Origin of the sequence: Bradyrhizobium agreste, assembly GCF_016031625.1 — a bacterium.
GTDB classification, from domain to species: Bacteria; Pseudomonadota; Alphaproteobacteria; order Rhizobiales; family Xanthobacteraceae; genus Bradyrhizobium; species Bradyrhizobium agreste.
On sequence record NZ_JACCHP010000003.1, the window covers coordinates 145543 to 169041 of the forward strand.

The window sequence follows — 23499 nt, forward strand, 5'->3', positions numbered from 1 at the left end:
CTATAGCGCGATGCGTCTATTTCGTACCAAATGCGGCTCTCGGCGGGCTAAAAATGGGCGGCCCGACCGGCTACGCTACGCGACCATAAGAAAACAGCGCTTCCGAAATAGTGGGTTTAACGATGTAGAGGACCCCGCTACCAAAACTGCGAAATTCTACGCCAAACTTCGATTTCCTGCGATTCTCAAAGTGTCGCCCGACGCTTGAGCGGCTTGCTTCGTACGCCGTTTTGGGGTGGCCGCATAGTCGGGCCCTGAAGGGCTCGTTCCTCATTAGGATCGGGCTATTCATAGCGAAGGTTCGAGCAAGGGCGCAGAGTTGGCGCATACCGTGCGAGCGCGCCGTCGGCTTCGTCAAAAAAATCATAGCCGAGCGCGGGCTGTGGACCGGCGCGGCCAATGACCCCCGACCGGCGCCCAACATTGTATGCGCCTAGATCCATTTCGAATTGGAGCAGTCGGCCACTACTCGGATATCTGTCAGTCAATTGCAGCAAAGTCTCAGGTCATGATGGCCGCCACCGCCGCCTCAAATCGGGCGCGCGTGGACCCCGCAAGGCGACCGAGGCCAAAGTGCTCCTGCATGCCACGGATAATCTCTTCCTCATCCTCCAATCCCTCACGACGCAGCATCTCAGCGAGACCGGCCAGCTCGGACAGAGGAATGTCGACATGGTCACGTCCGCCCGCGCCGCGATAGGTCGTCTTTGGACCAACCACGAGATCCTGCGGCCAGACAACTTCACGGTCGCCATCTCGGCTGCTCGGGAAGCGGCGCCGTCCCAGAGCGGCGGCAACAATATTCTGGACAGTTTCGCCGGAACGCTGGAAGCCATGTGCACGAGCGATCCGCTCTACAAGCACGTCGAAATAGATTGGACCTTCGGTTTCGACCACGTGGTCAACCATTCTCCGAAGATCACCGCGGTATCCGACGTCGTAGAAGCGATGTCGATCCGCTGCGACTACTGAGGTCGGATCCGCCTTGACGTACTTTTCCTGCCATTCAGCTGGCCTCTGTTCTTGCGCTGCAGCACGCGCGTACAACCGGGGCGCCTCCTCGACAGGCTCGGGGTCGTTCGCAGGCTGAGGAGCCGGAGCAGGCGGCTCTGGATCGGCCGCCATCGCGGCAATCGTCTCCGTCTCTGATGAATCTGGCGGTTCGCTGGCTTCGTTGTCTTGGCTCAGCGACGCTTGGCTCTTTTCAGCTTCTTCAGAGACAGGGCGTTGAGCCCGATCACTCTCGAGATCTGCAACGAGCCTTTGGTGAAGCTTCTCTAGCGCCGAAGCCGAATCCATCCACCATTCGGTGCTCCAGATGCGACGAATTCGCCAACCGAGGTCAGTCAATACCATCTCGCGCAACCGATCTCGGTCGCGGGCACTGGCGGAGCGGTGATAGGCGGCGCCATCGCACTCCACGCCGGCGAGATAGCGGCCGGGAAAATCCGGATGGACGACGCCGAGATCAATTCGGAAGAAAGACACGCCAATTTGTGGGTGAACTTCCCACCCCCTGGACTGCAGTGCCTGCATCACCGCGTCCTCAAAGGGGGATTCGGTCTGCCGTCCCGTCGGCGAGAAAGCCTCGGCGATTGCACGCGCGCCGTTTTCGGCAAATTCCAGGAAGTGTTTGAAATCGATAACGCCTCTGGCGCTGGTGCGACCGAGATCGATTTGTTCAGGCCTGAGCGTAGCAAAGACCAGCAATTCGCGTCGTGCGCGGGTCACAGCGACATTGAGGCGGCGATGACCACCCTCATTATTGAGCGACGATATCTGTGCGGTGATTCGGCCAGTCTTATCCGGGCCGACAGCCACCGAGAAGATGATGATGTCCCGCTCGTCACCTTGCACATTCTCGATGTTCTTGACCAGGATTGGCTCGCTCGTCTGGTTGCGGTCGAAGTGGGCCTCCAGTGACGGGTCGGCACGGCGAGCCTGGTCGAGCATATTCTCGATGAGGCGCTGCTGATCGCCGTTGAAAGTTACAACTCCGATCGAATGCGACGATGTCTTTGCCCGTTTAACGATTTCCGCAACTACTGCTTCGGCTTCCTTGCGGTTTACTTTGGCGCCGCCGCGTTCGTAGATGCCACCTTGGACATGAATGTAGCGAACCGCGGTATCCCGCGTGACAGGGGATGGAAACGTCATCAACTCGCCGCGGTAATATTTCGCGTTGGAAAAGGCGATCAGACTTTCGTGACGGCTGCGGTAATGCCAGCTCAGGCGCATGCTCGGGATGTTTGAAGCAAGACATTCGTCGAGAATGCTCTGCTGGCTCTGTACGGTCGAACCGTCGTCATCGTCGTCGTCGACGCCGCGTTGTCCAACGTTCGTCGGGGGGAGCTGTTCAGGATCGCCGACGACGATGACCTGGCTGCCGCGCGCGATGGCGCCGATCGCGTCCCATACGGGGATCTGCGAAGCTTCGTCGAAAATGACCACGTCAAACGGTTTGGCGTCAGCCGGCAAGTATTGCGCGATCGAAAGGGGGCTCATCATCACGCAAGGTGCTAGCTTCGTAAGGACGTTGGGAATACGTCCAAAGAGTTGACGCAGCGGCATGTGCTTCGCGCGCTTGTTGATCTCGCGCGCCAGCGTGCCCCACTCCGGATCCGTGCCGAAGTTCGTCTGGGTTGGCACCGCCCCGCCGATCCTTGCTTTGACAATTTGCTTTGCGAGCTCCGCTACCTTTGCGTCGGCTGCGACGAAAGCCTCGATCGCAGCATTATGCCTCTCTGCAAGGAATGTGCTCAATGTCTCGTCATTGTTGACGATAGTTTCTGCGGTCCACCGCGCGTATCCATACTCGAATAACCGCGATATTTCCGCGCCCGAAATACGTCCCTCCTCGACGGCCTCGACGAGAGGCGCCAATCCTGAAGCGCGCGCCGCTTGGGCGGCCGCGCGCCAGGTCGCCCATTGGGGAGCCTTGATGACATTGGCTTTCCAGCGCGAAGTCCGCTCCTGGAGGCTTTCAATCCAACCAGCCTCCACAGACACGATATCTTCGGGCTGATCGAGGCCAATGCATGCGCCGAGCTCCTTTGCCGCCTGACGCATTGCTGGGAAGGCTCGATACATTGTTTCGAACGCCCGTCGGACCTGTCCGCCGGCCTTGAAGCGCGACATATCGCGGTCGATTAGACTTGCAATGTGGGCGAGCAACTGTTCGGGGGTAATGCCCTCGATTTGGAACGCATCTACGGCATCCCGCATGTTATTCGACCATTCGATGAGACCTTCGAAGCGTGCGGTTTCGCTAGCCGCGCCCCGCCATAGCCTTTCCATGCCCCTGAATTGAGGTCTTAGCATTTCGATTTCGCGGAGCAGCGTAGAAACGTCTTGAAGGACAACCAGATCGCGCCCGATCTCGTCCGGAACATCACCGGGGCAATAGGGCTTAAGCGCGAGGCGCACCTTTTTCCTGCGTCCGCTGCGGACGATGACGTTCGACGCGCATGCCTCAGCCCAATCTCGCTGAAGCGTCTGCAGATCGAGAGTCGCAGCTTTCAGGTTGTACTGAATTGACAGTTCGGACGATTTCTCGGTCAGCCGGGCGACCGTCTCCGCCAAATCTGACAATGCCCGGACTCGCTCCGGGGCTTCATTTGTTAACAGCAGCACACCGTCGGCCGCCTCCGTGTGCAGCGCCAACGAGACCAGCCGGATCAATTGAGGTAGCAGCCCATCGTCCACATTGTTTCGATCCAGTCCAATCGACGTCACAAGCGCGTCGGCCGCGGCCTTAACCTCGCGCAGCGCACTCTGCAGGCTGTCAATCAATTGTTGTAGCGACTGAACCCAGGCGGGATTCCACCTCGTCTGTTTGATACCTTGTAGCGGATGCGTGCTGGGACCGCCGACCGCCTCTAGAGCGGTGCGGATATCCGCGCACGTCTCTCGCATGCGGGCTAGTTCGTCAGGTGTATGAACCGTGCCAACTGTCCACTTTAGTTCGATATCGTTGAACCGGTCGCGGTCCGCGACCACTCGGCCGAATGCTTCATAGGCCGTCATGCCGTTAGAACGCCGGCGGTGTAGCGCTGAGACCAGCTTGTTCAACTGATCACGCTTTTTCTTCAGATCGCCGGCGGCCGCTGCCCAGTGTTCCTCTGTGACCGGAGTGCGCTCGCGCCACGCGGTCGCCAGCTGCTCGATCACATTGGATTTCTGTGCCTTCGTCGAGTGAACTTCGAGACAGTAGCTGCCAAGGCCGATGCCTTGCATGCGGTGTCGTACGACCTCGAGAGCGGCGGTCTTCTGGGATACGAACAAAACAGTCTTTTGGTGCGCCAGGCAGTTGGTGATCATATTTGCAATCGTCTGGCTCTTGCCGGTGCCAGGTGGGCCGAACAGCACGAAATCGCCGCCGCGTTGCGCGGCGACGATCGCCGCGATCTGGGACGAGTCGGCCGAAAGCGGCGCGAACAGATCGGCTGGGTCGATGATGTGGTCGATGGTATTGGGAGCGACGAATGCTCCTGGGGAGTGAGAGTAGGTATGGGTTGGCGTATCGATGAGATGACGCACAACTGGATTTTGCTTGAGCAGTTCCGTGCGATCGACCAAGTCCTTCCACATGAGGTACTTGGTGAAGGAGAGGGTGGCGAGTACGACCTGCTCGGTCACCTCCCAACCTTTGATGTTCTTGATATGGCGACGGACCGTCTTCCAGATCTCGGCGACATTGGTGTTCTCGGGAAGCTCGCCTTCGAACTCCGGCAAGGACAGGTCGTAATCCTGTTTCAGCATTTGCAGGAGCGTCGGGTTGAAGCGCACCTCGTCTTCGTGAGCGGCAAGCTTGAAGCCTGATCGCACGCTCTTGCGCTCCAGTTGGACAGGAACGAGAACAAGAGGGGCCCGGTAGGGACCAGCACCGTCCTGCGGCGTCCACTTCAAGAAACCGAGGCATAGATATAGGACGTTGGCTCCGCCTTCCTCAAAGGCGAGGCGCGAGGACCTGTAAAGATCGGTCAGTCGACCTTCGAGGTCAGTGTCTGCGACTGATGTGTGGAGATCTCCTCGCACCATAGCGTCGACAATGAAGTCCTTGCGCGCATCGTCATTCTGCCGCTGAGCAAGCAATGCCGCATCTCTTCCATCACTACCATCGAGAACGGTCGCCTTGCCGAGTAGCTTGAATCTCGCACCATCGGCGAGCTTATCCTCGAGCAATCCCGCGTCAGGACACTCAATTGCAATGGTCGACTTCGTGTCCTTGAAGTTGATCAGGCGGTTCTTCAGCGTAAGATCCAGAAGGCTACGCTTCCAGCTTTCGAGGCGGTCCAGGGTCTTCTCCGCCACCGGTTCACGGCGCTTATCGAGCTCTTCCTCGAATTGCGGGACCTCTCCTACTTCCTGCGCCATTCCAGCTGTTGCCGCAGGTGCAATCGTTGGTTCGCTCGAACCGCTGAGATCGAGCGGACGGATCTTGGCGCTTCGAGCTCTCCGCACATCGATGGCGAGTTCGAAGGGAGAGGTCGCGTCTTCAGCGATCAGTTTTCTGCCGGCCTCCACCGCCTGCTTGAACCGACCAGGAGTCGATCCGGTCAGAAGCGTCGTTTCGATCATCACCATTTCTTCGAGTTGCACCCGCTTTCGCAGCATTTGCGGGTCGTCGATCACCAAACTCGAGAAATCATCGTCTACGAGCCAAACGCCGACGAAGGCGTGTCCTGCAGTCAACGCGAGCACAGGATTGAGGCCAGCCTGTTCGAGGCAGGATGCGTAGAGCAGGGTCAGATCGAGACAGGTGCCAACCTTCCGAGACAGAATATCGCTGGGACCACGAATCTGCTGGCCGGACCGCTCGAAGCTCTTGGGAGGAAGTACGTAGGCGATTGAGTGCGAGACGAGCGCGGCCCAGATGGCGTCTGCGATCTCCCAGGCTCGAGCCTTGGTTCCTTTGCGATAGCCATCCATCGAATCGTCGCGCCCAGCAGCTGCAAGCTTGCCGGCAGCTTCGCGCAGGACGACGTCGACGCTCGGATCCGTCGGCCTAACGAATGCAGAAAGCAATTCGGGCGCCGAGGTGACCCCGCCCCAATGGGATGGTGGCAGTAGGTTGATCTCGGTGGTTGTTTCAGAGAGCGTTTGGCCAGCCACCTTGACGCGGATGCGCAGTTCTCCACGCCTGGATGCGTTGACTCCGACGAGAAAGGCAGGATCGAGCTTGAGGTCCAGGTTCCGGATATGGTGCGTTGCCTGGTCGGCTATCCGGTCGATCCGCCACACTCCCGGCGTCAGGAATGGGGGTTCTGCCGTGAGGTGAACTGAAATTTCAGTTGCTTCTCGCCCGAGCCCGTTCTCGATGGCCAGTTCGCGGACAATCGGGACAGCGTTTTGGTAGAACGCGATGTTCACATTGTCGGACGCGATACAGGCGATCTTGACCGCTTTTACGGTCGCCTCATCGACTTCAGTTCGCTCCAACATAGTCTTTCCCCCAAAGGCACGGGGGACGGGCGGGCGCCGAACGCCTGCGTAAGCAACGTTCTCCTGTCGCGCCGGTCCGATGGTGAGAGCCCAAGAGCCCCCGTCGGGCCGACCCTCGCCATTATTGCCCCCTTGTACTCGTTTCAGGTGACTATAGGCTGGTTTGCTCGCGTATTTCGAGTGCCTTGCGCAGATTGCGCATTGGAAAATTGGCTAAGCCTAGGGGTAGTTGCTCGAAAGCAGCACCACAGAAGGGGGAACCAGCATGCAGAAGGTCGGGGGCGTGCTCAATCTAAGCTCGGGCGACCTGATAGGCCACTTGAACTGCCGCTACCTCACTGAGCTCGACCTGCGGGTAGCGAACGGATTGCTCGAAAAGCCCAAGATCTGGGATCCAGTCCTTGAGACGCTCGCCGAACGCGGGGAGCAGCATGAGAAGGGCTTTGTCGAGCACCTTAAGGACGGCGGCCTTAACGTGACCATTATCGATGGGGTCGGCGTCGATGCGGCCGCACTTTCCTCGACGATCAAAGCGATGGAGCGGGGGGATGCCGTCATTGTCCAAGGCGCCCTTCAGTCCGGCAGGTGGAACGGCCGCGCCGATGTCCTGCGTCGCGTCGAAACTCCGAGCCACTTTGGCCCATGGTCCTACCAAGTTACCGACACGAAGCTCGCCAAGGAAACGAAAGGTAATACCGTCCTCCAGATCTGTCTCTACTCGGACCTGCTTTCTGCGATGCAGCAGGCTGAGCCAGGTTCTGCCTACGTCGTAACGCCAGGCACAAACTACGTGCCGGAAGAATACCGGATTGCAGATTACGCAGCTTATTACCGCCACGTCAGAGGAAGCCTCGAGCGTGCCGTGGCTTCGCCAAGCTCGGACGGCGCGTACCCCGAACCGATAGAACATTGCGACATTTGCAGATGGCGTCGGCACTGCGACGCTCGAAGGCGGGCGGACGACCACATGTCGCTCGTCGCAGGTATCAGCAAATCCCAGATCGGCGAGCTTGAAAGGCACGGCGTTGAGACAATGGCGGCGCTAGCCGAGCTTCCGCTACCACTGCAGTGGAGGCCTGACCGCGGAGCTGCGCAAAGCTACGAAAAAGTGCGCGAACAGGCGCGGATCCAAGTAGAGGGCCGAACCAAAGGAACGGCCCTCTACGAAGCTCTACCACCCGAACCGAAGTTTGGTCTGTCGCGTCTACCTCAGCCTTCGGACGGGGATATTTTCTTCGACTTCGAGGGGGATCCATTCGTAGGCGATGGGGGACTCGAATTCCTGTTCGGCTATCTTTATTCGGACGCCGACGGCGACCTCAGGTATGTAGGCGACTGGTCATCCAACAGACACGAAGAAAGATCCGCCTTCGAACGCTTCGTCGATTTCGTCATCGACCGGATGAAGATCTATCCCGACCTGCATATCTACCACTTCGCTCCTTACGAACCGGCCGCGTTGAAGCGGCTCATGGGGCGTTACGCCACGCGAGAAACCGAAGTGGATAATCTTCTGCGGGGTGAAGTCTTCGTCGACCTTTATGCGGTCGTACGGCACGCGATCCGCGCAAGTGTCGAAAGCTATTCGATCAAGAAGCTCGAGCCTCTCTATTCCTTCACGCGCAGTGTGCCGCTGGATGATGTTGGCGCGGTGCTCGCGAGAACGCAGGCCAGGCTGGAAATGGCTGACGCCGCAGGCATCCCTGATGCGGATAAGGCTGCGATCAAGGGCTACAACAAAGATGACTGCGCCTCCACCAGAGGACTGAGGAATTGGTTGGAGGTACTACGGGCCAAGCTCATCGAAGAGGGGCTAACCATCGATCGGCCCGCAGCTAGCACTGCCGAGATCCGGCCGGAACTCGACGCCTGGCAGAAGCGGGTGGCCGCAGTTTCGACGAGACTTACGGAAGGCATCCCTGACGACATCGATGAGCGGACCGTCGAGCAGCAGGCTCGATGGCTTCTGGCATCAATGCTGGATTGGCACGGTCGCGAGAAGAAAGCGGTGTGGTGGGAATACTTCAGACTCCGCGATCTTTCGGCCGAGGATCTTCTCCATGAGCGCGACGGCCTGGCGGAGCTCGAATTCGTAGGGCAGGCTGGGGGAACCGCAAAGGCGCCGATCCACCGGTATCGATTTGGTCTTCAAGATACCGACATCCGTGCGGAGGATGAACTCAGGAGTCTTGGCGGTGATAAATTCGGCACCGTTATTGCCATCGCACTGGAGAAGCGCACGATCGACATCAAGAAGCGCAAAGATACGATGGATGTCCATCCCGAGGCAGTTTTCGCCCATAGCTACGTCGATACGCAGGTACTCGCGGATTCGCTGATGCGGATCGGAGAGTACGTGGCTCACAACGGCATAGAAGGCGAGGGGGAGCATCGCGCGGCCCGCGACCTTCTTATGGCGGTCGCTCCGCGGCTCCGAGGTCAGGAATTGCAGCAGCCCGGCGAAACCAGCTTGGCGGCTGCCGTCCGCGTAGCTTTTAATTTGGACAGGACGGTCTTCCCGGTCCAAGGCCCTCCAGGCGCTGGAAAAACCTTCACTGGCGCTCGCATGATTTGCGCCATGGCAAAGGAGGGGAAGACAGTCGGCGTCACCGCCAATAGTCACAAGGTCATTCGAAATCTTCTCGACGGCGTAGTCACGGCTGCTGCCGAGCAGGGGCAGAACATTCGCTGTATTCAGAAGGTCTCTGACGACGAAGGTGACCTACCAAGCCTGAAATTTACGACGGCTAACGCGGACTTCATCAACGCCTTAGGCGCTGACTGCAACGTGGGTGGCGCGACCGGATGGTTTTGGGCCAGACTTGATGCATCGCGCAGCGTCGATATTCTGTTCATTGACGAAGCCGCCCAAATGTCGCTCGCCAACGTGCTTGCTGTTTCGCAAGCTGCAGAGAGCATCGTCCTACTCGGGGACCCCCGCCAGCTCGAGCAGCCCATTCAAGGCAGTCATCCCGATGGAGCCGACGTCTCCGCTCTGGATCATATTCTCGGGCCCCACGCGACCGTCCCACCCGATCGAGGTCTCTTCCTTGAGGAAACTTGGCGCCTCCACCCGCAGATCTGTGCCTTCAACTCCGAACTCTTCTACGAAGGCCGCCTTCATTCCCGTCCGGGACTAGAGAACCAGGAGATCAAATCGAAGGGTCGCTTGAGCGGTGCCGGTCTGCGCTACCTGCCTGTCGAACACGCCGGCAATCAGAGCTCGTCTAAGGAAGAGGCTGAGGAAGTCCGTGAGCTCGTTGTCGAGATCCTTGCGTCCGGTACGAGTTGGATCGATCGTAGCGGCGCCGAGGCGCCAATAGGGTTAGATGATATATTGATCATTGCTCCCTACAACGCGCAGGTATTCGAGCTGCAAGAGCGTATCCCGGGCGCCCGCATCGGCACCGTGGACAAGTTTCAAGGGCAGGAGGCACCAATCGTCATCTATTCCATGACGACGTCGACCTATTCCGATGCGCCACGTGGTATGGAATTCCTTTACAGTGCAAACCGGCTCAACGTCGCGACCTCTCGGGCCAAGTGCATTTGCGTTGTTGTCGCTTCGCCCCGCTTGTTCGAAGCAGAGTGTCGAACCCCTCGACAAATGCAATTGGCTAACGCGTTCTGCCGATATCTGGAGCTGTCGACCTTGCTTTAGCCCGTCTGTCTGGGATTACGCAGGGGCATCAACTATCTGTACTTGCGAGGCCTTCGAAGCTTCGCCACCTTGTCGGCCATGTCGTCACCGCGCACGTCCGAGCTAGATACGACCGCGTCCGGCACCCCATGAATGCGGGCCGATTCAGGAAGGGCGCGCAAGAGTTCTTCCTTCTCCGCGAGCGTTGCCATCAGCACGCCAGCTGGGATGTCATGCCGCGCGACCGCCTCACAGACTTCACGCCAATCAGGTTCGATGTCCGTTCCGCCGCTTGCGGCCATGCAAGCCCATGTCGTTGATCTGACCACCCCGGCCGGCGAAATCTTCATTGGCGCGAAGTCGAACAGCGGAGAGAGCCGTACTCGTCCGTCGGGAAACTTCCGAAGCGCCGTGTTGCGCCCGTGGTTGTCGGGGTTGCCCATCGCCAGGTTCAGAAGATCCCGCAGCAGGTACTCGATCGTATCTCCCAGCGGGTCCGATGAGAGTTCCTGGATTTTGGCGAGATGCGTCTCGTGTTCGCCTATGTGGCCGAATTTCGCAATGCCGATGGCCGAGACTCAGCTTTCTTGGCCGTAGCGGATCAGCGCGCCGTCATCCCTGCCGCGGTCGAACCTCGGTATCGTGAGCACGCCATTCTTGTAGGTGCAGGGGCGTTCCACCAACAGGCCGAACTCCTGAGCAACTTTCGCATATCCAGCCTCCGACTCCAGAATGCGCTGATCGATCCTTTCGTTGCTGCGAAGCAGTTTCGTGATGACATGATCGACCGCATCGTCGTCCTCGACCATCGGGTCTGGATACCAGAATCCGTCTGCCCCAGATTGGGTGAACGCTACCTTCGGCCAATCGCCTTGTAGACCGCTAGAGCCAGAAATGATCAGCGCTAGGTCGTTTGCGATCGCTAGAAAATGGTCGGTGCAACCGAGGATGTCATCCGTGGAGATGCCTATACGCGGCACTTTCTCGATGCGCTTCGTTTCCTCCTCGTGCGCCTCTTTGATGCGAATGTTTCCGACGGGAGCTCCGGCCGATCTCAACAGCAATCTGATCTGGCTTGATGGAGCGCTGGCCGGAATGTCGAGGAAATCGACTATCCGTACTGCTTGCCTGCCTTGAGGAAGTAAATCTAAGAGGAACGCTGGTCAAGTATCCGCTGCGCGGTCTTCCAAGTCCACGGGGGCCGCGACGGAATAGGCGCGAAGGTTGCGAACCGCATCGCCCGAGGTGCCGTGGTCGTAGAAGTAGGGCATTTCGTAACTGACCGATGAGGCGCCAGTTAGCCCCTTGTCGGGATCGCTCAAGGTCACGACAGCGGCATCATGCCACCTGCGATCGAAGAACGTCTGAATAGTGAGCCTCATAGTGAAGAACCCCTGAGCGGCCTCTTAATAGGGTCGATCCTTCCCGAACCGTCCAAAAGTCTAGTTTGCCGCCTCCCTCGACAGTTCCGCGACGGCCCGCATCAGTGCCGCTCTTTTGGGCGCGTGAAGTGAAGACACGCTCTTCGGCCAATCCTTCAGCAACAGGATCCCAGTGGTCAGATCGGAGGCTCCCATAACTCGTCTCGCTATCTCGATGAGTCGAACCAGTTCAACCGCGGTCCAATTTTTGAAGACGGGCGCCAACGAGTCTCGAACTTCTTCGCGTCGACTTGCCTTCATTGAGTAGAGGGAGGCCCAGAAGCGACTGGCCTCGATCTCGTTGTCGGTCCCTTGGGTGGAGGGGATTGATCTAATATCCGCTCGGCAGGCTGTGCAATTAAGCAACTCGTGGGCATCTCGCCACCAAAATGGATGGCCGCACGGGCATCGATCGACCAGACGTTCGCCCGATGTAGGATCGCAAGTAATGGGGCGGATTGCCCACAAAGCTCGCAGGAAGGGAGTACGATCTCGTGAAAGATGACCTGGCGCGAAACGCCGCTTGCTCCGCTCAAGCGCGGACGACGGGATCGACTGTCCACCAAATGTTGTTATCTCGGCACTCAGGTCCAAATGCATCATCTCCCGGATGATGTCCTCCGAAGTGTCAGTGAGACAGGAGATGACAAGCGAGTGCTCGGTCCGGGAAGCGATCGATGCAAATTCGGACGCTTTGATGTCGACGAGCTGCTCTGCGAAATCTGAGAGCACGATACCGTTCGCATCGCAAAGCCGCATCAGCCAGCTCAACAGATGTTCGCCAGGAGCTGGCTGAAAGACCTGTCCCAATTTGACAAAGCTCGGCATCTTAGCTCCAGATGCGAGCGCCGGGGCCGCGTGGCGCCTTCGGCAAGACGACCGAGTTCTGCTCTTCGGCTTTCTGCTTGACGCGCGCGCGCGCTTGTTCGATTTCACCTAAGGTCGGCGCGTCGTGTCTTGAGAAGGGATTGAAGGTGAGGGGGGTTTCTGAAGCCGCGAAAACCCGCCAGGCTTCCGCAAAATCATCCTTGCCGATCAGATAAGACGAAGTTTGCAGGGCCGGGCCTTCCAAGACGGCTCGGAGCGTCTCCAGCACCAATGTGATCATCAGGCCCTCAACACCCCACGCGCCGGCCCAGAACCTCTTCGCCATGTCGTCGGTGTGCAGCTTGAGCTCGACCCCCGATCCGGCGAGTGCGGGCTTCAGGCCGTCGGCCAAAAGACCGAGAAAGGCTTTAATCGCGTCCAAGTCTTGCCCATTCTCATATTTGAGCGGCTCTACAGTCACCACCTCCATGGTTTGGGCGACGACTTCCTTCAAGCGCTTTCCAATTGCGCTCGTGTTCTCGCGCCCGACGAGAGCGACGGATGCGGCGCCTGACGCAATGACACTTCCCAATATGCGAAGGACGCCTTCGCCGCTCCGCCCTTCTTGGTCGAGAAAATGAGAATTGTCTACGATGAGAAGCTGTCGCCCCTTCTTCGGCATCTGGATCTGGATATAGCTCGCGAGCCTCGCGGGATTACCAAGCCCGGAAGGCGGTACCCTAAGATCAAGGCAAATCAATTCGCCGAGTACACTTGCATTCGTGGTCCCGGTGCAACGAACTCTGCAGATGTTAACCGGGAGCGCGGCAACTTCCATGCTTTGAATCGTGCCATTGGCAACATCAATGCTGCGCGTCTTGCCAACACCGCCAGGGCCCTCGATAACCAGGATGTGTTTCCGCGGGCCACGCTCGACGAGGGCGCGAAGCCGATCGACGACACGACATTGATCGCCCAGATCGATATGAAGAGCGTCCAACGCAGCACACACCTTGGCAAAGGCGGGATGCGGGTGAGGGTTTTCCAATCGTTCAATAGGCATCGTCATTATCGTCATCTTCGTCGACATCTACTTGAGGGGGATCCACGCGGGCGGTGCCAAGCGAGGCGATCTGGATTAAAGGGCCTGTTTCTACGGGCGCGGGCGGGGCCGAGTGTTTGCGCAGAAGGAGCGAGCGAGCACGTGCGGGATCGAATGCTTCCTCCAATTCCCCGATGCCCTCGCTCCGAGTTGGGGCAATGTGCGCCTGGTGCTCGGAGTAAATGGGCGAACGCTCCGCGCGAGGATGCGGCGGAGCGCCGTGCATGAGATCGGCGCCTCCAGGACCTCGCAGTTGCGCGATCCTTGCTGCGCCTCCGACCGAGCGCCTCGAGGCGCCGCGCTTCATCGCTTTCTCGCGCGCTCTTGCCGTAACTGCCGTAAACGTGTTGTTCAAAAGAGCTTCGTTGATCTCCTGCTCTGCTTTCTTCGCGATCTTTGCGGCATTCAGAATGATGTTATGTAGGGCCATCGATTTACCCGGCGCATAACCACGGAAGCAGCACTCGACTTGTTTCCAGCCCCCCGTGATCGGATGCGGATCGTGAACGATGGCGTCGGAGATGTCCTCCGGTTTAATGCGAGCCTCAACTTTCGGATCTCCATTCGAATGCGCGTGTGCATCGGAACGGATCTTCTTGATATTGTCGTCATTGTAGAAAACGTATTTGACGCGAATGCCCTCGTTGCGGGCTCTACGATGAACGCTAATCCTGAGTTCCTGATCTAACTCAGCCGCGGAGCGGGCCGTATCGGGGGCCCATCCAGGATGCATTTTTTCGTAGTGGCGCCACGCGGCGTTGGGCGACATCCATCGCGTCGATGGAACGTTCACCGCATGCCCATCAACGTTGAACTTGATAAATCGGCGATCGAGTTCATCAATAGCTAGGAGCTCACCAACCTCGCTGGAGGACTCGGGCCGAACGATCGTGTTGCGGCCAAGCGCGCCTACGAGCTTGGAGATGAACATCTCCTCGACTATGCCGAAGTATCGCTCAATATGCGGACGCTTCTGGGGATTACCCTTTTCGTCAATCGCGATTTCGACGCCTAGCGTCGTCACGGCCCTAAGCACGTCACGGGCGAGATTCGCGTCTCCGTGATCGAAAGCGAGGATCTTCATTAGCCCATGGTGTAGCCAAGTACCTTTCACACCCAAGTGCGCATAGCTCGGCTTTTGTCGAATCATATGCGCAAATGCTCGCATGACATCACCTCGGGCGACGCTTCCGACCGACCAGCTGTACCCGTAGAGTCCGCCTGTAGCGACGCAGATCCCCGCACTAAGCCAAAGGCGCGGGATTGCCACGCCGGCGAGTTCACTTAGATACTCGTACGTCTTCGGCCATTTGTTCTCGAGATCGATCTGGTGCCAGTCGAACTCCACCAGGGTTCCCGGCTCCTCGGGCCGTTCAAGCTTTCCTGTAACCCGGTATTTCAGAGCTGCTTTCTTCTTTCCTTCCTTTGCAGCGCACAGCTCGATACCCGGAAATGTTATGATCTGGTTCTCGATCGCGCAGCGACCAACATACTCGAGACGAGCGTTATCAGGGCGCTCCTTGTTTAGATCTTCCAACCTATCATTGACGGCCCTCTCGGCTCCTGCAACGCTCTCAAAAGTGCGCGTAGCGAATTGTCCTCCGATGACCTCCCGGATGATTTCCCGACGCGTAGAATCAGTTCGTGCGGGTTGTTCCGCAATCTTACGACCATCAATCAGATGAATGGCGGACACCACTTCGAGATGCTCAGTTTCTTTCCGTTTTCTTCCTATTGTTTTCCAGTGAGGGCGTGTCTCCAAGGGGAAGCCCAGTTCGCTCCAAACCTTTGCACTGAACTCGTCCAGGTTCGTTGGATTTTCGGTGGGCTCTGAGCGCTTACCTTTGTCGCGCGGGCCCACCAAGGGTAGGAGCGGCAAACCTGCCTGTGTTCGACGCTTTTGCTCGTCCCGGAGACGATTTAGGATGGTTGCTACAGCAAATTCCTCAGAGAGGACCTCGTGGAGCTTGGCCGGCGATACTAGGCCGTTTGCCGCGGCCTCGTGGGCTCGAGAAGGCCGCGCTCGAACACCGCGTTCGACGCGGACCACAATGCCGGCATTAAATTCGGCGAGAAGGCGCCATGAGCTTCGCAGGATGGGCGTTGCGGCATTCTCCGCGTCGAACACAAACGTGCCATCAGTCGTGCGTCGCGAATGAGTGAAGATCGTCCCACCGAAGAGGAAACGTTCACCGACCTTGATTGGAAATGGAGGAGGCTGGTCCGCCTGCGGTCCAGGATCGCCCGGCCAGGGCTCATATAGACCCGGCATTTTGCTGCTGGGGTCCGAGAGCCGGACGATCGAGTTCACGGCAGCTCTCCCGAATATCGGCCGAGATCGAGGTTGCCCGCGACCACTTTGGACGCAGAGCCGAGTGCTGACGATGTGATGTCGATGGTGATGACGCCCTGGGCGTGCAAAGCGAGCGCTCGCCTGGGATCGCCCGCTCCGAGGACAGAATGGACGTCGCCGAGCGTAATCGGTCCGCTCTTCAGGGCCTTCATGACGTGATCGCGGTCGTCGAATTCGAAGCGCACACGTCGCGCGCGCCAGATCTCGTCGACTGCATGGGCGAGGGGAGGTCGTCGCAAGTCCATGGCCGTGACAGGTTCGTAGAGCAGACCTTTCTGCGCGTACGCTCGAGTGATCGCCCTGAGCTTGTCCGAAGTCCAAGGGGCGAATGCGAACGCAGTAAGGCCCTTGACGCCGACACGCGCCGTGCCGGTCGGGCGCTGCACTAGGAAATCCGGGATGTGTCCGACGACATATCCGTCAACTTCAAACCAGATAATTTCCGGCTGCGGAGCAATCAGGAAGGCGCGACGAACAAAGCGTTCAAACCAGAGCGCCTGCCGCTCGTTCTCTCCCTCCCACGCAATTGCGTCCCTGCCTGCAAATACCGGGCTCATGCCCTTGTGTGTCCACACCGACTTAAAGGGGTCTCGGATCGGAGTGCCATCGGCATTGTGCTCAATTCCGATGGTGCGCACTGGCGCATTCCAGTTGATCAAGGCGTCACGCTTCATGCTCGCGGCTCCTTGTGCGGATGAAGCAAGAAGGCGACGTTGTTGAAGTTCGGTGCGGTCGCAGGCCCGTCGGGTTGAGCTGCGACAAATTGACTCGCTCTCGCTGCGCCATTGCGAGCGAGCCAGTCCAGCTGAGCGCTCTCGGGGAGCGATTTGGCGAGTCCAGTCAGACTCATAGGCGCAACTCCGCGTTCGCTGGCTTGAGTCCAGCGTGCTTCCTTCGTTAAGTTTTCAGGAGCGGGAGAGGCCTTGCAGCTCGCGAATCTGCGTGCGATTCTAACAATGCGTTCCCGCCGCCCCATACCTGGTAGTCAGTGAGGACGTCTGCTTTCGAGCAAGCGCACGGTCGATGGATGGATCGACCGTGCGATTTGCGCGAAATGTCAGGCTCTAAGTTAGATCCTCCTTTCTGTCTTCACGACGCAGGATTCGAATCGAGTCCTGAAAGGGTCAAGCCGCAAAACTAATTTTTTTTGCTCATCAGATTTCGCAAATTGCCATCATTGGACGACCAACGAGAGCGGCATTTGACCTCAGAGTGCCGGCCCGTGTGTGCGTGTTGATTGTTAGATTTGCGCCGTGCCGCCGCCTGAAACCTTGCTGAGCATTCCTCGACGCACCTGGGTTTCAGGACCGAGCGGCCCAACCGCCAAGTCGATTTCGACCAGCCCTTGACAAGCTAGGGCCAAAACAACCGCTATTGCATCGCTGGTGCGCAAAGCTGCACTTGCCGTCTCGATGAGTGGCAGTGGGCCGCTTTCCGTTAGTACGTGGAGGATCCGTATTCGATCACCGGCCGCAACACGTTGGCTGCGGCACTCCCAAACCAATTTTGAATTTGAGTACAATGGCTCTCGTCGCACATCGGCAGGCGTGAGGACCTGATAGAGACATCCGGTTGTCCTGAACCTTTCGCTAGCCTCTTCGATTTCCTGCGGTTCAGGAGGCTTATCGCCCGGAGAGACCACATACAGCGCCGTACGCGAAGCATCGGCTGAGATTAGAGCCGTCGTCTGGTGTTGGTGCGCCGATTGGCCTGAGCCTAGCGCAATTACTGGTCCTGGCTCCATTTGAAGGACGCTTGCGTCCAGGGTCGCTTGGACCATCGCCTGGTAGTGCGCATCCGATGGGCTGGGAATGGGCTGCAGCGTTTTGGCGCTCTCGAAGAGAGCAGGGGTTCTCAACCGTCGCCACTCGACACGGCTAACAGGTACGCTGGGCATCTGACGAACTCAGCCCGGTTTGAGGGTGATTGAAGCGCTCAGATAGCTAGATAGTCAGCTATCTACTTTGCGGCAATTTTGTGGCGCTGCTATAGGGTCAAATTCGGAATTCTCGGAGAATTCGGAATTTCCTACTGAGCCTTGTCGGGAGGATAATTATCGTCTGTCCTATGGGCGCCATCCATATCACTCGATCCAGCCGGAACGTTATGGCTCGCAGAGGTCCGATCGCATCAAAGCGCGGCGGCTCTTCAGTGGCCTCAGTCGACAGAGTTGAACAGTGGAAGCGAATCCTTTGCCGTTCGGGTACCAACGACCTTGCGAGCTTCGTTCTTGGAGCGCAAAGTACTATCTATGAAGCAGGCTGAAGGATTGAAGAAGACGTCACGCTCCGGCGACCGGGCCGATGGCCGCAAACAGCTTCTTGTCTACATGGAGCCCACCCTTGTTAGGGAGTTGAAGAAGGCTGCCCTCGATCGCGACGTCGCCGCTTTCGAAATCGTCGAACAAGCGGTCAAGGATTGGCTTCAGCGAAACCAGCGCTGAACATGCCGCCATCTCGTGTCGGTCTCCCAGCTGGAGAGGCGGCTGAAAAATATTCAGAGATTGGTCGGGTAGGAACCGGAGACGGCCGCCGCTTTTCCAAGTGATGGCGCCATTTGCGGCTTTCCACGGCTTCGAGCATCCTAAGCGTGTCCAGAGAACAGGCATGCCCAAGATCCTTAAAAACGCAGCTCAAGATGGCGCTCAAGCGGATATCTATCTCGCGGGCCGGGAAGCGAAGCTGCCTGGCTTTGATCCATTTTTCGCCATGTGGATCAACAACTTGCGCGGAAACTCTGCCGCTGACAACACCGTTTCGACGTATGCCATCGCCCTGCGCAGCTGTTTGCAGGTCCTGAGCGAGGTGACAGGCGCGGACGTGTCAGTAGATGCATTCCGACGGCTCGGTCCGAACGACATCAACAAGATGCAGGAGGCTATGTCTAATGCTGGTGACGAGCCGAACACAATCGTCGTCAAGATGTCTGCTCTGCGAGCATTTGCTCGGTTTCTGCATGACCACTGCAGCATTCGGTGCGACGGCATCCTCGTGAGCCGCCTCCTGACCTATGGCCGTGGCGATAGGCATGTCCTGGAGAGCGAAGATCGCGGTAGCCTTCTCGGAGCTGCGCGCTCGGATCATCTCAACAGCTCCTGGCAGGAGTTTCGCACCCGCGCTCTGGCAAGTCTTCTATCGACAGACGGGCTCAAACTAGGTGAGGCACTTGGCCTCGATTTTTGGGATGTCAGTCTCGCACGCGGCTCGGTCCTCGTCCGGAAAGGGCCTCAATCTCGGATTGTCTCGCTTTCCTCACCGAGCACGGAAGCGATAGGAGAGTATCTCGCAGTCTGTCCCTTCAATATCTCCGACGGTTGGCCGCTATTGGTGGGCAAATTTGGCGACCGACTAACGAAGAGGGCGGCCGAGCTTTCTATCGCGGACCTCCGCAATCAGCTCGGTCTCCATGAGCGTATGGACTCGAGCGCATTTCGGAATGGTCGTGTCCGCGAGTTGCGGGCACTCGGACACAACGACGTTTGGATCATGAGGGAGCTGGGCTTCTCGTCAAGAGTTAGCCTGCAGGATGTCTTCGCGAATGAGCCTCCGAATTATGCAGCGGCAGAGTTGGCCGCGCATCATGTCCGCAAGAGCTTTGTTCCTGCGCGGACTGATCACAACGCCACCGACGAGGTAACCGCGGAAGTTCCGTCGGCTCCGAGGTCGCCCGAGGTCGAAGCGAAATCGAGTGTACGTGAGCGCAGAAAAAGAGCCGCGAACGTTCGAGACGGCGACGCAGCCGGCTACATTGATCATCTGTTCAAAACCAAGCCGCACAACACTGCGGTGACCTATTGCAGCGTGGTGCGCGAGTTTGCCGACAAATTTCTGCCGTCCCAGCAGAAAGCAGTGCGAGACGCAAATGCCGAGGATATCGCCTCGTTCCAATCAGGACGGAGCGCCACGCGCGGCGCGGCCTCAGCTATCATCGATCGTGCCGCTTTGAAGGGCTTTTATGTCTATCTTTTTGAGCGTGGGGCGGTTGCGTCAATACCGGTCCTTGACCTGAAGGCCCCTCAGCGTCCAGACGATCGCATTCGCAATGCGGCGGCGACTGTTGATGTACGGGAGTGGGTCACCAAGCTTTGGGAATATACGGCGCTCCACCCGTCTAATTTCAATTTGGTGCGACTGCAGGCGTTCGTATCTCTGCTAGCGCTGCAAGGCCTGAAGTCCAATGAAGCTCTTGGCTTGAGAAAGTCAGCCTTGCTTGGCGAGACATTGGATGTCAAAGGCCGGTCCGTGATCTTGGCACCCCACACCAAAGCGGCACTACGGATGGCCATTGGCCTGCCGGCCTATTCAGCGGATTTCATTTTCCCGGGGCGGGAGGGAGGTCAATCCATGAACCACCGTACCATGTTGATGTGGGTGAAGAGCGCCCAAGAACGACTCAATCTGCCGAAGGTCACACCAGAGCAGCTTACTCAGGCATTCCGTCGCAATCTGTACGCCGTGCTAGGAGATGCGCTTGAGACCGCGAAGGCGGTGGGGCTCCGTAGTTCAGACCAGTTTGCCGCCGGGCAGAGAGCTCATGTCGCTCGCAAGATCGAGGCCGAACAGCATCCGATGACGAAGCTCATGTGAGGCCGAAGAAACCGCAAAGAATAACGGATTTTGCCAGCACAACGTTGGGAGGTTGCCCCACTCGAATGACCTAGCCGGAGATTTGAACGAATTTGTCTCACCCGCAGTAGTTGTGATAATGTGGGCATTTCTGCCAGGGGGACATCATTGCCGAGGAAAGCCCAAGAGCAATTAAAGGTGGTCGCGCGATCGGCCCGGCAGTGTTGGGACGAATTTGTACGCATTGGTGGTCTTGATGTCGAGCATTACGATGGGGCGGTCGTGGCCGCGCTGGCGAAACGCCTCAATTTAGACCCCACCCAGAATATCGGCCCGCAACTCGACCATCAAAGCGTAGCAACCGAAGACTTTATCGACGCCTTGTTTGCGGCCACGGCTACATTCACCGACATGCTAAGCGACTTGCTGGCCTTCTTCGAGAAGGCCGACGCCTCCTACTCATCGACTGGAGGTCTTAGTGTTGCATTTGACTTCGGAAGCAAGGTCCGAGATATCAAGTTCGACCTCAAACAGTTCCGAGAATGGGAGTGGCGTTGGGAAGAAGGCAAGCGGTACAGCGTTGAGGGAGTACCAGCCTGGAACCACGATATTCTGCGAGGCCTGGCTGGCCCTCAACCACGGCCAGAAGCCGCGTCCAAGCCGCTGAGCGAAGCAGCTGAAAGGTGGCTTGTAGAGTATGACGAAGGGCGCTGGCCAGCGGACTTGCCCAATCAACCAGCGTTCGGGAGTGGTCACTCGGGCCACACGTTGCGTCTCCTCTGGAATCTGTGGTCCCAAATTGTCCAAGCCAGTCGCGATGTCGGTGATCTAAGGAGCGCACTCGACACCTTCAAATGGACGCCAACTGGATCGCTCCGATCGATTGGCTTTGATCCGTGGCTCCTAAAGCTGTTGGACGCTGAGGCGTGGTCGGCACGCGTGCTTCGCAGCATCTTCGATGCCGCCAACGACATCGCTCGACAAGAGCAGTTCGTTCGATCGGTTCAGTCGGTCTTTGATAGTGTTCCAAAGGTGAAACGCCCGATTGTTGACCGCGTCGCCGTACTTGAAGAATTGCTGTCCTTGCCCGCCTGGAAACGTCGCTCTGAATTGTATTCAGCCTGGGTCGGCAGCCAAGTAGTGCAATCACTTGGTCCCCATGTAGAGATACATTCGATAGATGGCTGGATACGCTATTCTTTTGGCGGCACTCACTTGGCAACGGCGAGGCGAACCGACGGGGATCTCCTCTATGTTTGGGCGGAGTTGCGTTCGCCGCTAGAAAATCCAAAAGGCAAGGGCCGCACTCGCGCCATCCAACCAGACTACTCCATCCAAAAGGCACCGATCACGTACCCAGAAAGTTCAGTGCTGGTAGTCGAATGCAAACAGTACCTGAAGGCAAGCTCCGCAAATTTTACTGCCGCCCTGGAAGATTACGCGCGAGGTCGTCCACGAGCAAAAGTCGTGCTGGTGAACCACGGCCAAGCTAGCGATTCCATTCGCGAGCGGCTCAGCCCACATCTAAGGGACCGAACGGAGATTATTGGTGACTTAAATCCATCTAGTGACGTTGCCCAAGACTCTCTTCGTCAAATTGTTCGCTCGTTGCTGGGAAGCTTCGAGCGCCCAGTTTCGGCAGCTGACGCCGGGAACCGAAACGACGTCGCGGTCTCGGCACTTTCGGAGCGAACCGGCGCACCGTCGCACTTAGTGGACACTGCCGGATCGGCTGCTTCTACGTGGGGCAGGATTATCCTGCGCTGGAGCACGCAGCCGCGCGATCTCGACTTGCATGTTTGGTTGACCGACGAGAATGGCGCGGTGGCAGAGATCAGTTACGAAAATTCCGGCACGCTTGCATCTTCGCCGTGGGCAACTCTCTACCAGGATTGCAGGGAAGGCAGCGGTCCTGAGATTGTTGCTATTGGGCAGCCGCGTGGGGTTCGTTGCGCTGTTTTCAATTATTCCTGCGAGAAGCCGCTCGCTGAGAGTGGCGCCATCCTAGAGATAACGCTCGGTACGATCAGGATGAGTTTGCATTGCCCGAGCGAGGGCAGGGGAAGGTGGTGGGTGGGATTCGAGTATCGAACGAACTCTAGCGATGTCGTGGTTTACGACAGAATTGGCCAAAGTCCTAACTTTTAAGCTGGAGGTATTGGTGATGTTGCCATCGGCGGAGTTTTGCGAAATTTTGCGGCAGGTTTCCGCGGCCCAAATTGGCCCGCTTAGTGACGCGATTGATCGATTGTTCGCGGGTTCGGCGACTGACGTGACTGCACACACCCGACCTACATGGGTTTCGGTGTCCGAAGAAGGTCTTCCCGCCTTTGAGTTCGACTCTGAATTCAAGAGCTATAAGGACTCCAACCACATTTTTGCGGATTTCCTCGGCGGAGTGACATTGCCGCGCCCGTTCGTAGTCCATTTGTCTTGGGCGAACGCACCGGGAGCCCGCGTTACTCTTATCCCTGAGAGGGACATTCCGATAATTGCACTTGGAAAGCCATACTCCCTTGCTGATGTCGTCGGTGCCATTAGCTACGTGCTTCAACAGCAAAATGTGACCGTCGTGTCACCCTGGTTTCGCGGCAAGCTAAGAACATATGGAATTGATCCAGACGATCCATCGTTCAAAAACATCGTCGCGTTGCCGGTCGACTTTGCACGATGGCTTCAACAAAACCGTTCGCAGCTTGGGAAGCGAACGATCCTGGTTAAGGAGGATAGAGTTGACGCGGAAGCAATTGCCGATGAACTTCAGATCGCGCCAGAAGGACGAGCCATTATTGCCCGCTACTCGCCGGATGAATTGCGCTGCGACGTCGGGGTGGATTCTAAGCGCGAGATTGTACCAGTTTCCAGAGTGTCTACGTTCTTGCGCGCCGGATCTCTTCGTAACATCGCAGTTGTTGTATCGGCTCATGACGAAGAGTTTTGGAGCAAATTACCACCAAACGCGTTTGAGAACATTGATACCGTTCTGGTGGCTGCCGATCCAGAAGCTGTCAGTTGGCTGCCACGACTGAGCCCCTTTTCGGAGTTCAACTGCTTGCGACGGGTCCCAAACTGACCTGAGAAGGGCTGCTGGCCGCTCGGGGCGGGGTAGGTCCTCCATGCACCCTACGGGCGTCAACGGGTGGTGCCATAATTATTCCTGAGCAGGA

At 57.9% G+C, this 23499-nt stretch carries 13 protein-coding genes; 4 read left to right on the forward strand and 9 right to left on the reverse strand.

Annotation, left to right across the window (positions count from 1 at the left end; genetic code table 11):
• Positions 1-501: 501 nt before the first annotated feature.
• On the reverse strand, positions 502-6444 hold the full coding sequence (gene proA / locus HZZ13_RS05545; RefSeq protein WP_197958639.1) for an anti-phage protein ProA: 5943 nt from the start codon (positions 6442-6444) through the stop codon (positions 502-504).
• Between the two features lie 265 nt (positions 6445-6709).
• On the opposite strand from proA, the gene HZZ13_RS05550 reads away from it, so the two are divergent.
• On the forward strand, positions 6710-10105 hold the full coding sequence (locus HZZ13_RS05550) for a TM0106 family RecB-like putative nuclease (RefSeq protein WP_197958640.1): 3396 nt from the start codon (positions 6710-6712) through the stop codon (positions 10103-10105).
• 32 nt (positions 10106-10137) lie between these two features.
• Here HZZ13_RS05550 and HZZ13_RS05555 read toward each other — a convergent pair whose 3' ends face one another.
• From HZZ13_RS05555 to HZZ13_RS05590, 8 genes are all read right to left on the reverse strand, one after another.
• Positions 10138-10653 (reverse strand): HipA domain-containing protein, encoded by a 516-nt coding sequence (locus HZZ13_RS05555; protein ID WP_197958881.1) that lies wholly within the window; start codon positions 10651-10653, stop codon positions 10138-10140.
• 9 nt (positions 10654-10662) lie between these two features.
• Positions 10663-11148, reverse strand: a complete 486-nt coding sequence (locus HZZ13_RS05560; protein WP_197958641.1) for a hypothetical protein — start codon at positions 11146-11148, stop codon at positions 10663-10665.
• Positions 11149-11247: 99 nt separating this feature from the next.
• Positions 11248-11466 carry a hypothetical protein gene (locus HZZ13_RS05565; RefSeq protein WP_197958642.1) on the reverse strand — a complete coding sequence of 73 codons (219 nt, stop codon included), beginning with the start codon at positions 11464-11466 and terminating at the stop codon, positions 11248-11250.
• 60 nt (positions 11467-11526) lie between these two features.
• The gene (locus tag HZZ13_RS05570; protein ID WP_197958643.1) at positions 11527-12333 is read right to left on the reverse strand and encodes a TniQ family protein; all 807 of its coding nucleotides are present in this window, start codon (positions 12331-12333) and stop codon (positions 11527-11529) included.
• 1 nt (position 12334) lies between these two features.
• Positions 12335-13402, reverse strand: coding sequence for an AAA family ATPase (locus HZZ13_RS05575; RefSeq protein WP_197958644.1), 1068 nt, complete (start codon positions 13400-13402; stop codon positions 12335-12337).
• Positions 13365-15725 (reverse strand): TnsB C-terminal domain-containing protein, encoded by a 2361-nt coding sequence (locus tag HZZ13_RS05580; protein ID WP_197958645.1) that lies wholly within the window; start codon positions 15723-15725, stop codon positions 13365-13367. Before HZZ13_RS05580 ends, HZZ13_RS05575 begins: the two co-directional genes overlap by 38 nt.
• Positions 15722-16441, reverse strand: a complete 720-nt coding sequence (locus HZZ13_RS05585) for a hypothetical protein (protein ID WP_197958646.1) — start codon at positions 16439-16441, stop codon at positions 15722-15724. The genes HZZ13_RS05580 and HZZ13_RS05585 overlap by 4 nt, the downstream gene beginning before the upstream one ends.
• 1607 nt (positions 16442-18048) lie before the next feature.
• Positions 18049-18375, reverse strand: a complete 327-nt coding sequence (locus tag HZZ13_RS05590) for a hypothetical protein (protein ID WP_197958647.1) — start codon at positions 18373-18375, stop codon at positions 18049-18051.
• Between HZZ13_RS05590 and HZZ13_RS05595 the strand changes: the two genes are divergently transcribed.
• The 3 genes from HZZ13_RS05595 to HZZ13_RS05605 all read left to right on the forward strand — a co-directional run bounded on the left by HZZ13_RS05595 (position 18374) and on the right by HZZ13_RS05605 (position 23405).
• Positions 18374-20353, forward strand: coding sequence for a tyrosine-type recombinase/integrase (locus HZZ13_RS05595; RefSeq protein ID WP_197958648.1), 1980 nt, complete (start codon positions 18374-18376; stop codon positions 20351-20353). The genes HZZ13_RS05590 and HZZ13_RS05595 overlap by 2 nt on opposite strands.
• A 147-nt stretch (positions 20354-20500) precedes the next feature.
• Positions 20501-22480: a DUF8600 domain-containing protein gene (locus HZZ13_RS05600; RefSeq protein WP_197958649.1), complete on the forward strand. Its 1980-nt coding sequence runs from the start codon at positions 20501-20503 to the stop codon at positions 22478-22480.
• 13 nt (positions 22481-22493) lie between these two features.
• Positions 22494-23405 (forward strand): hypothetical protein, encoded by a 912-nt coding sequence (locus HZZ13_RS05605; RefSeq protein WP_197958650.1) that lies wholly within the window; start codon positions 22494-22496, stop codon positions 23403-23405.
• Positions 23406-23499: the final 94 nt, after the last annotated feature.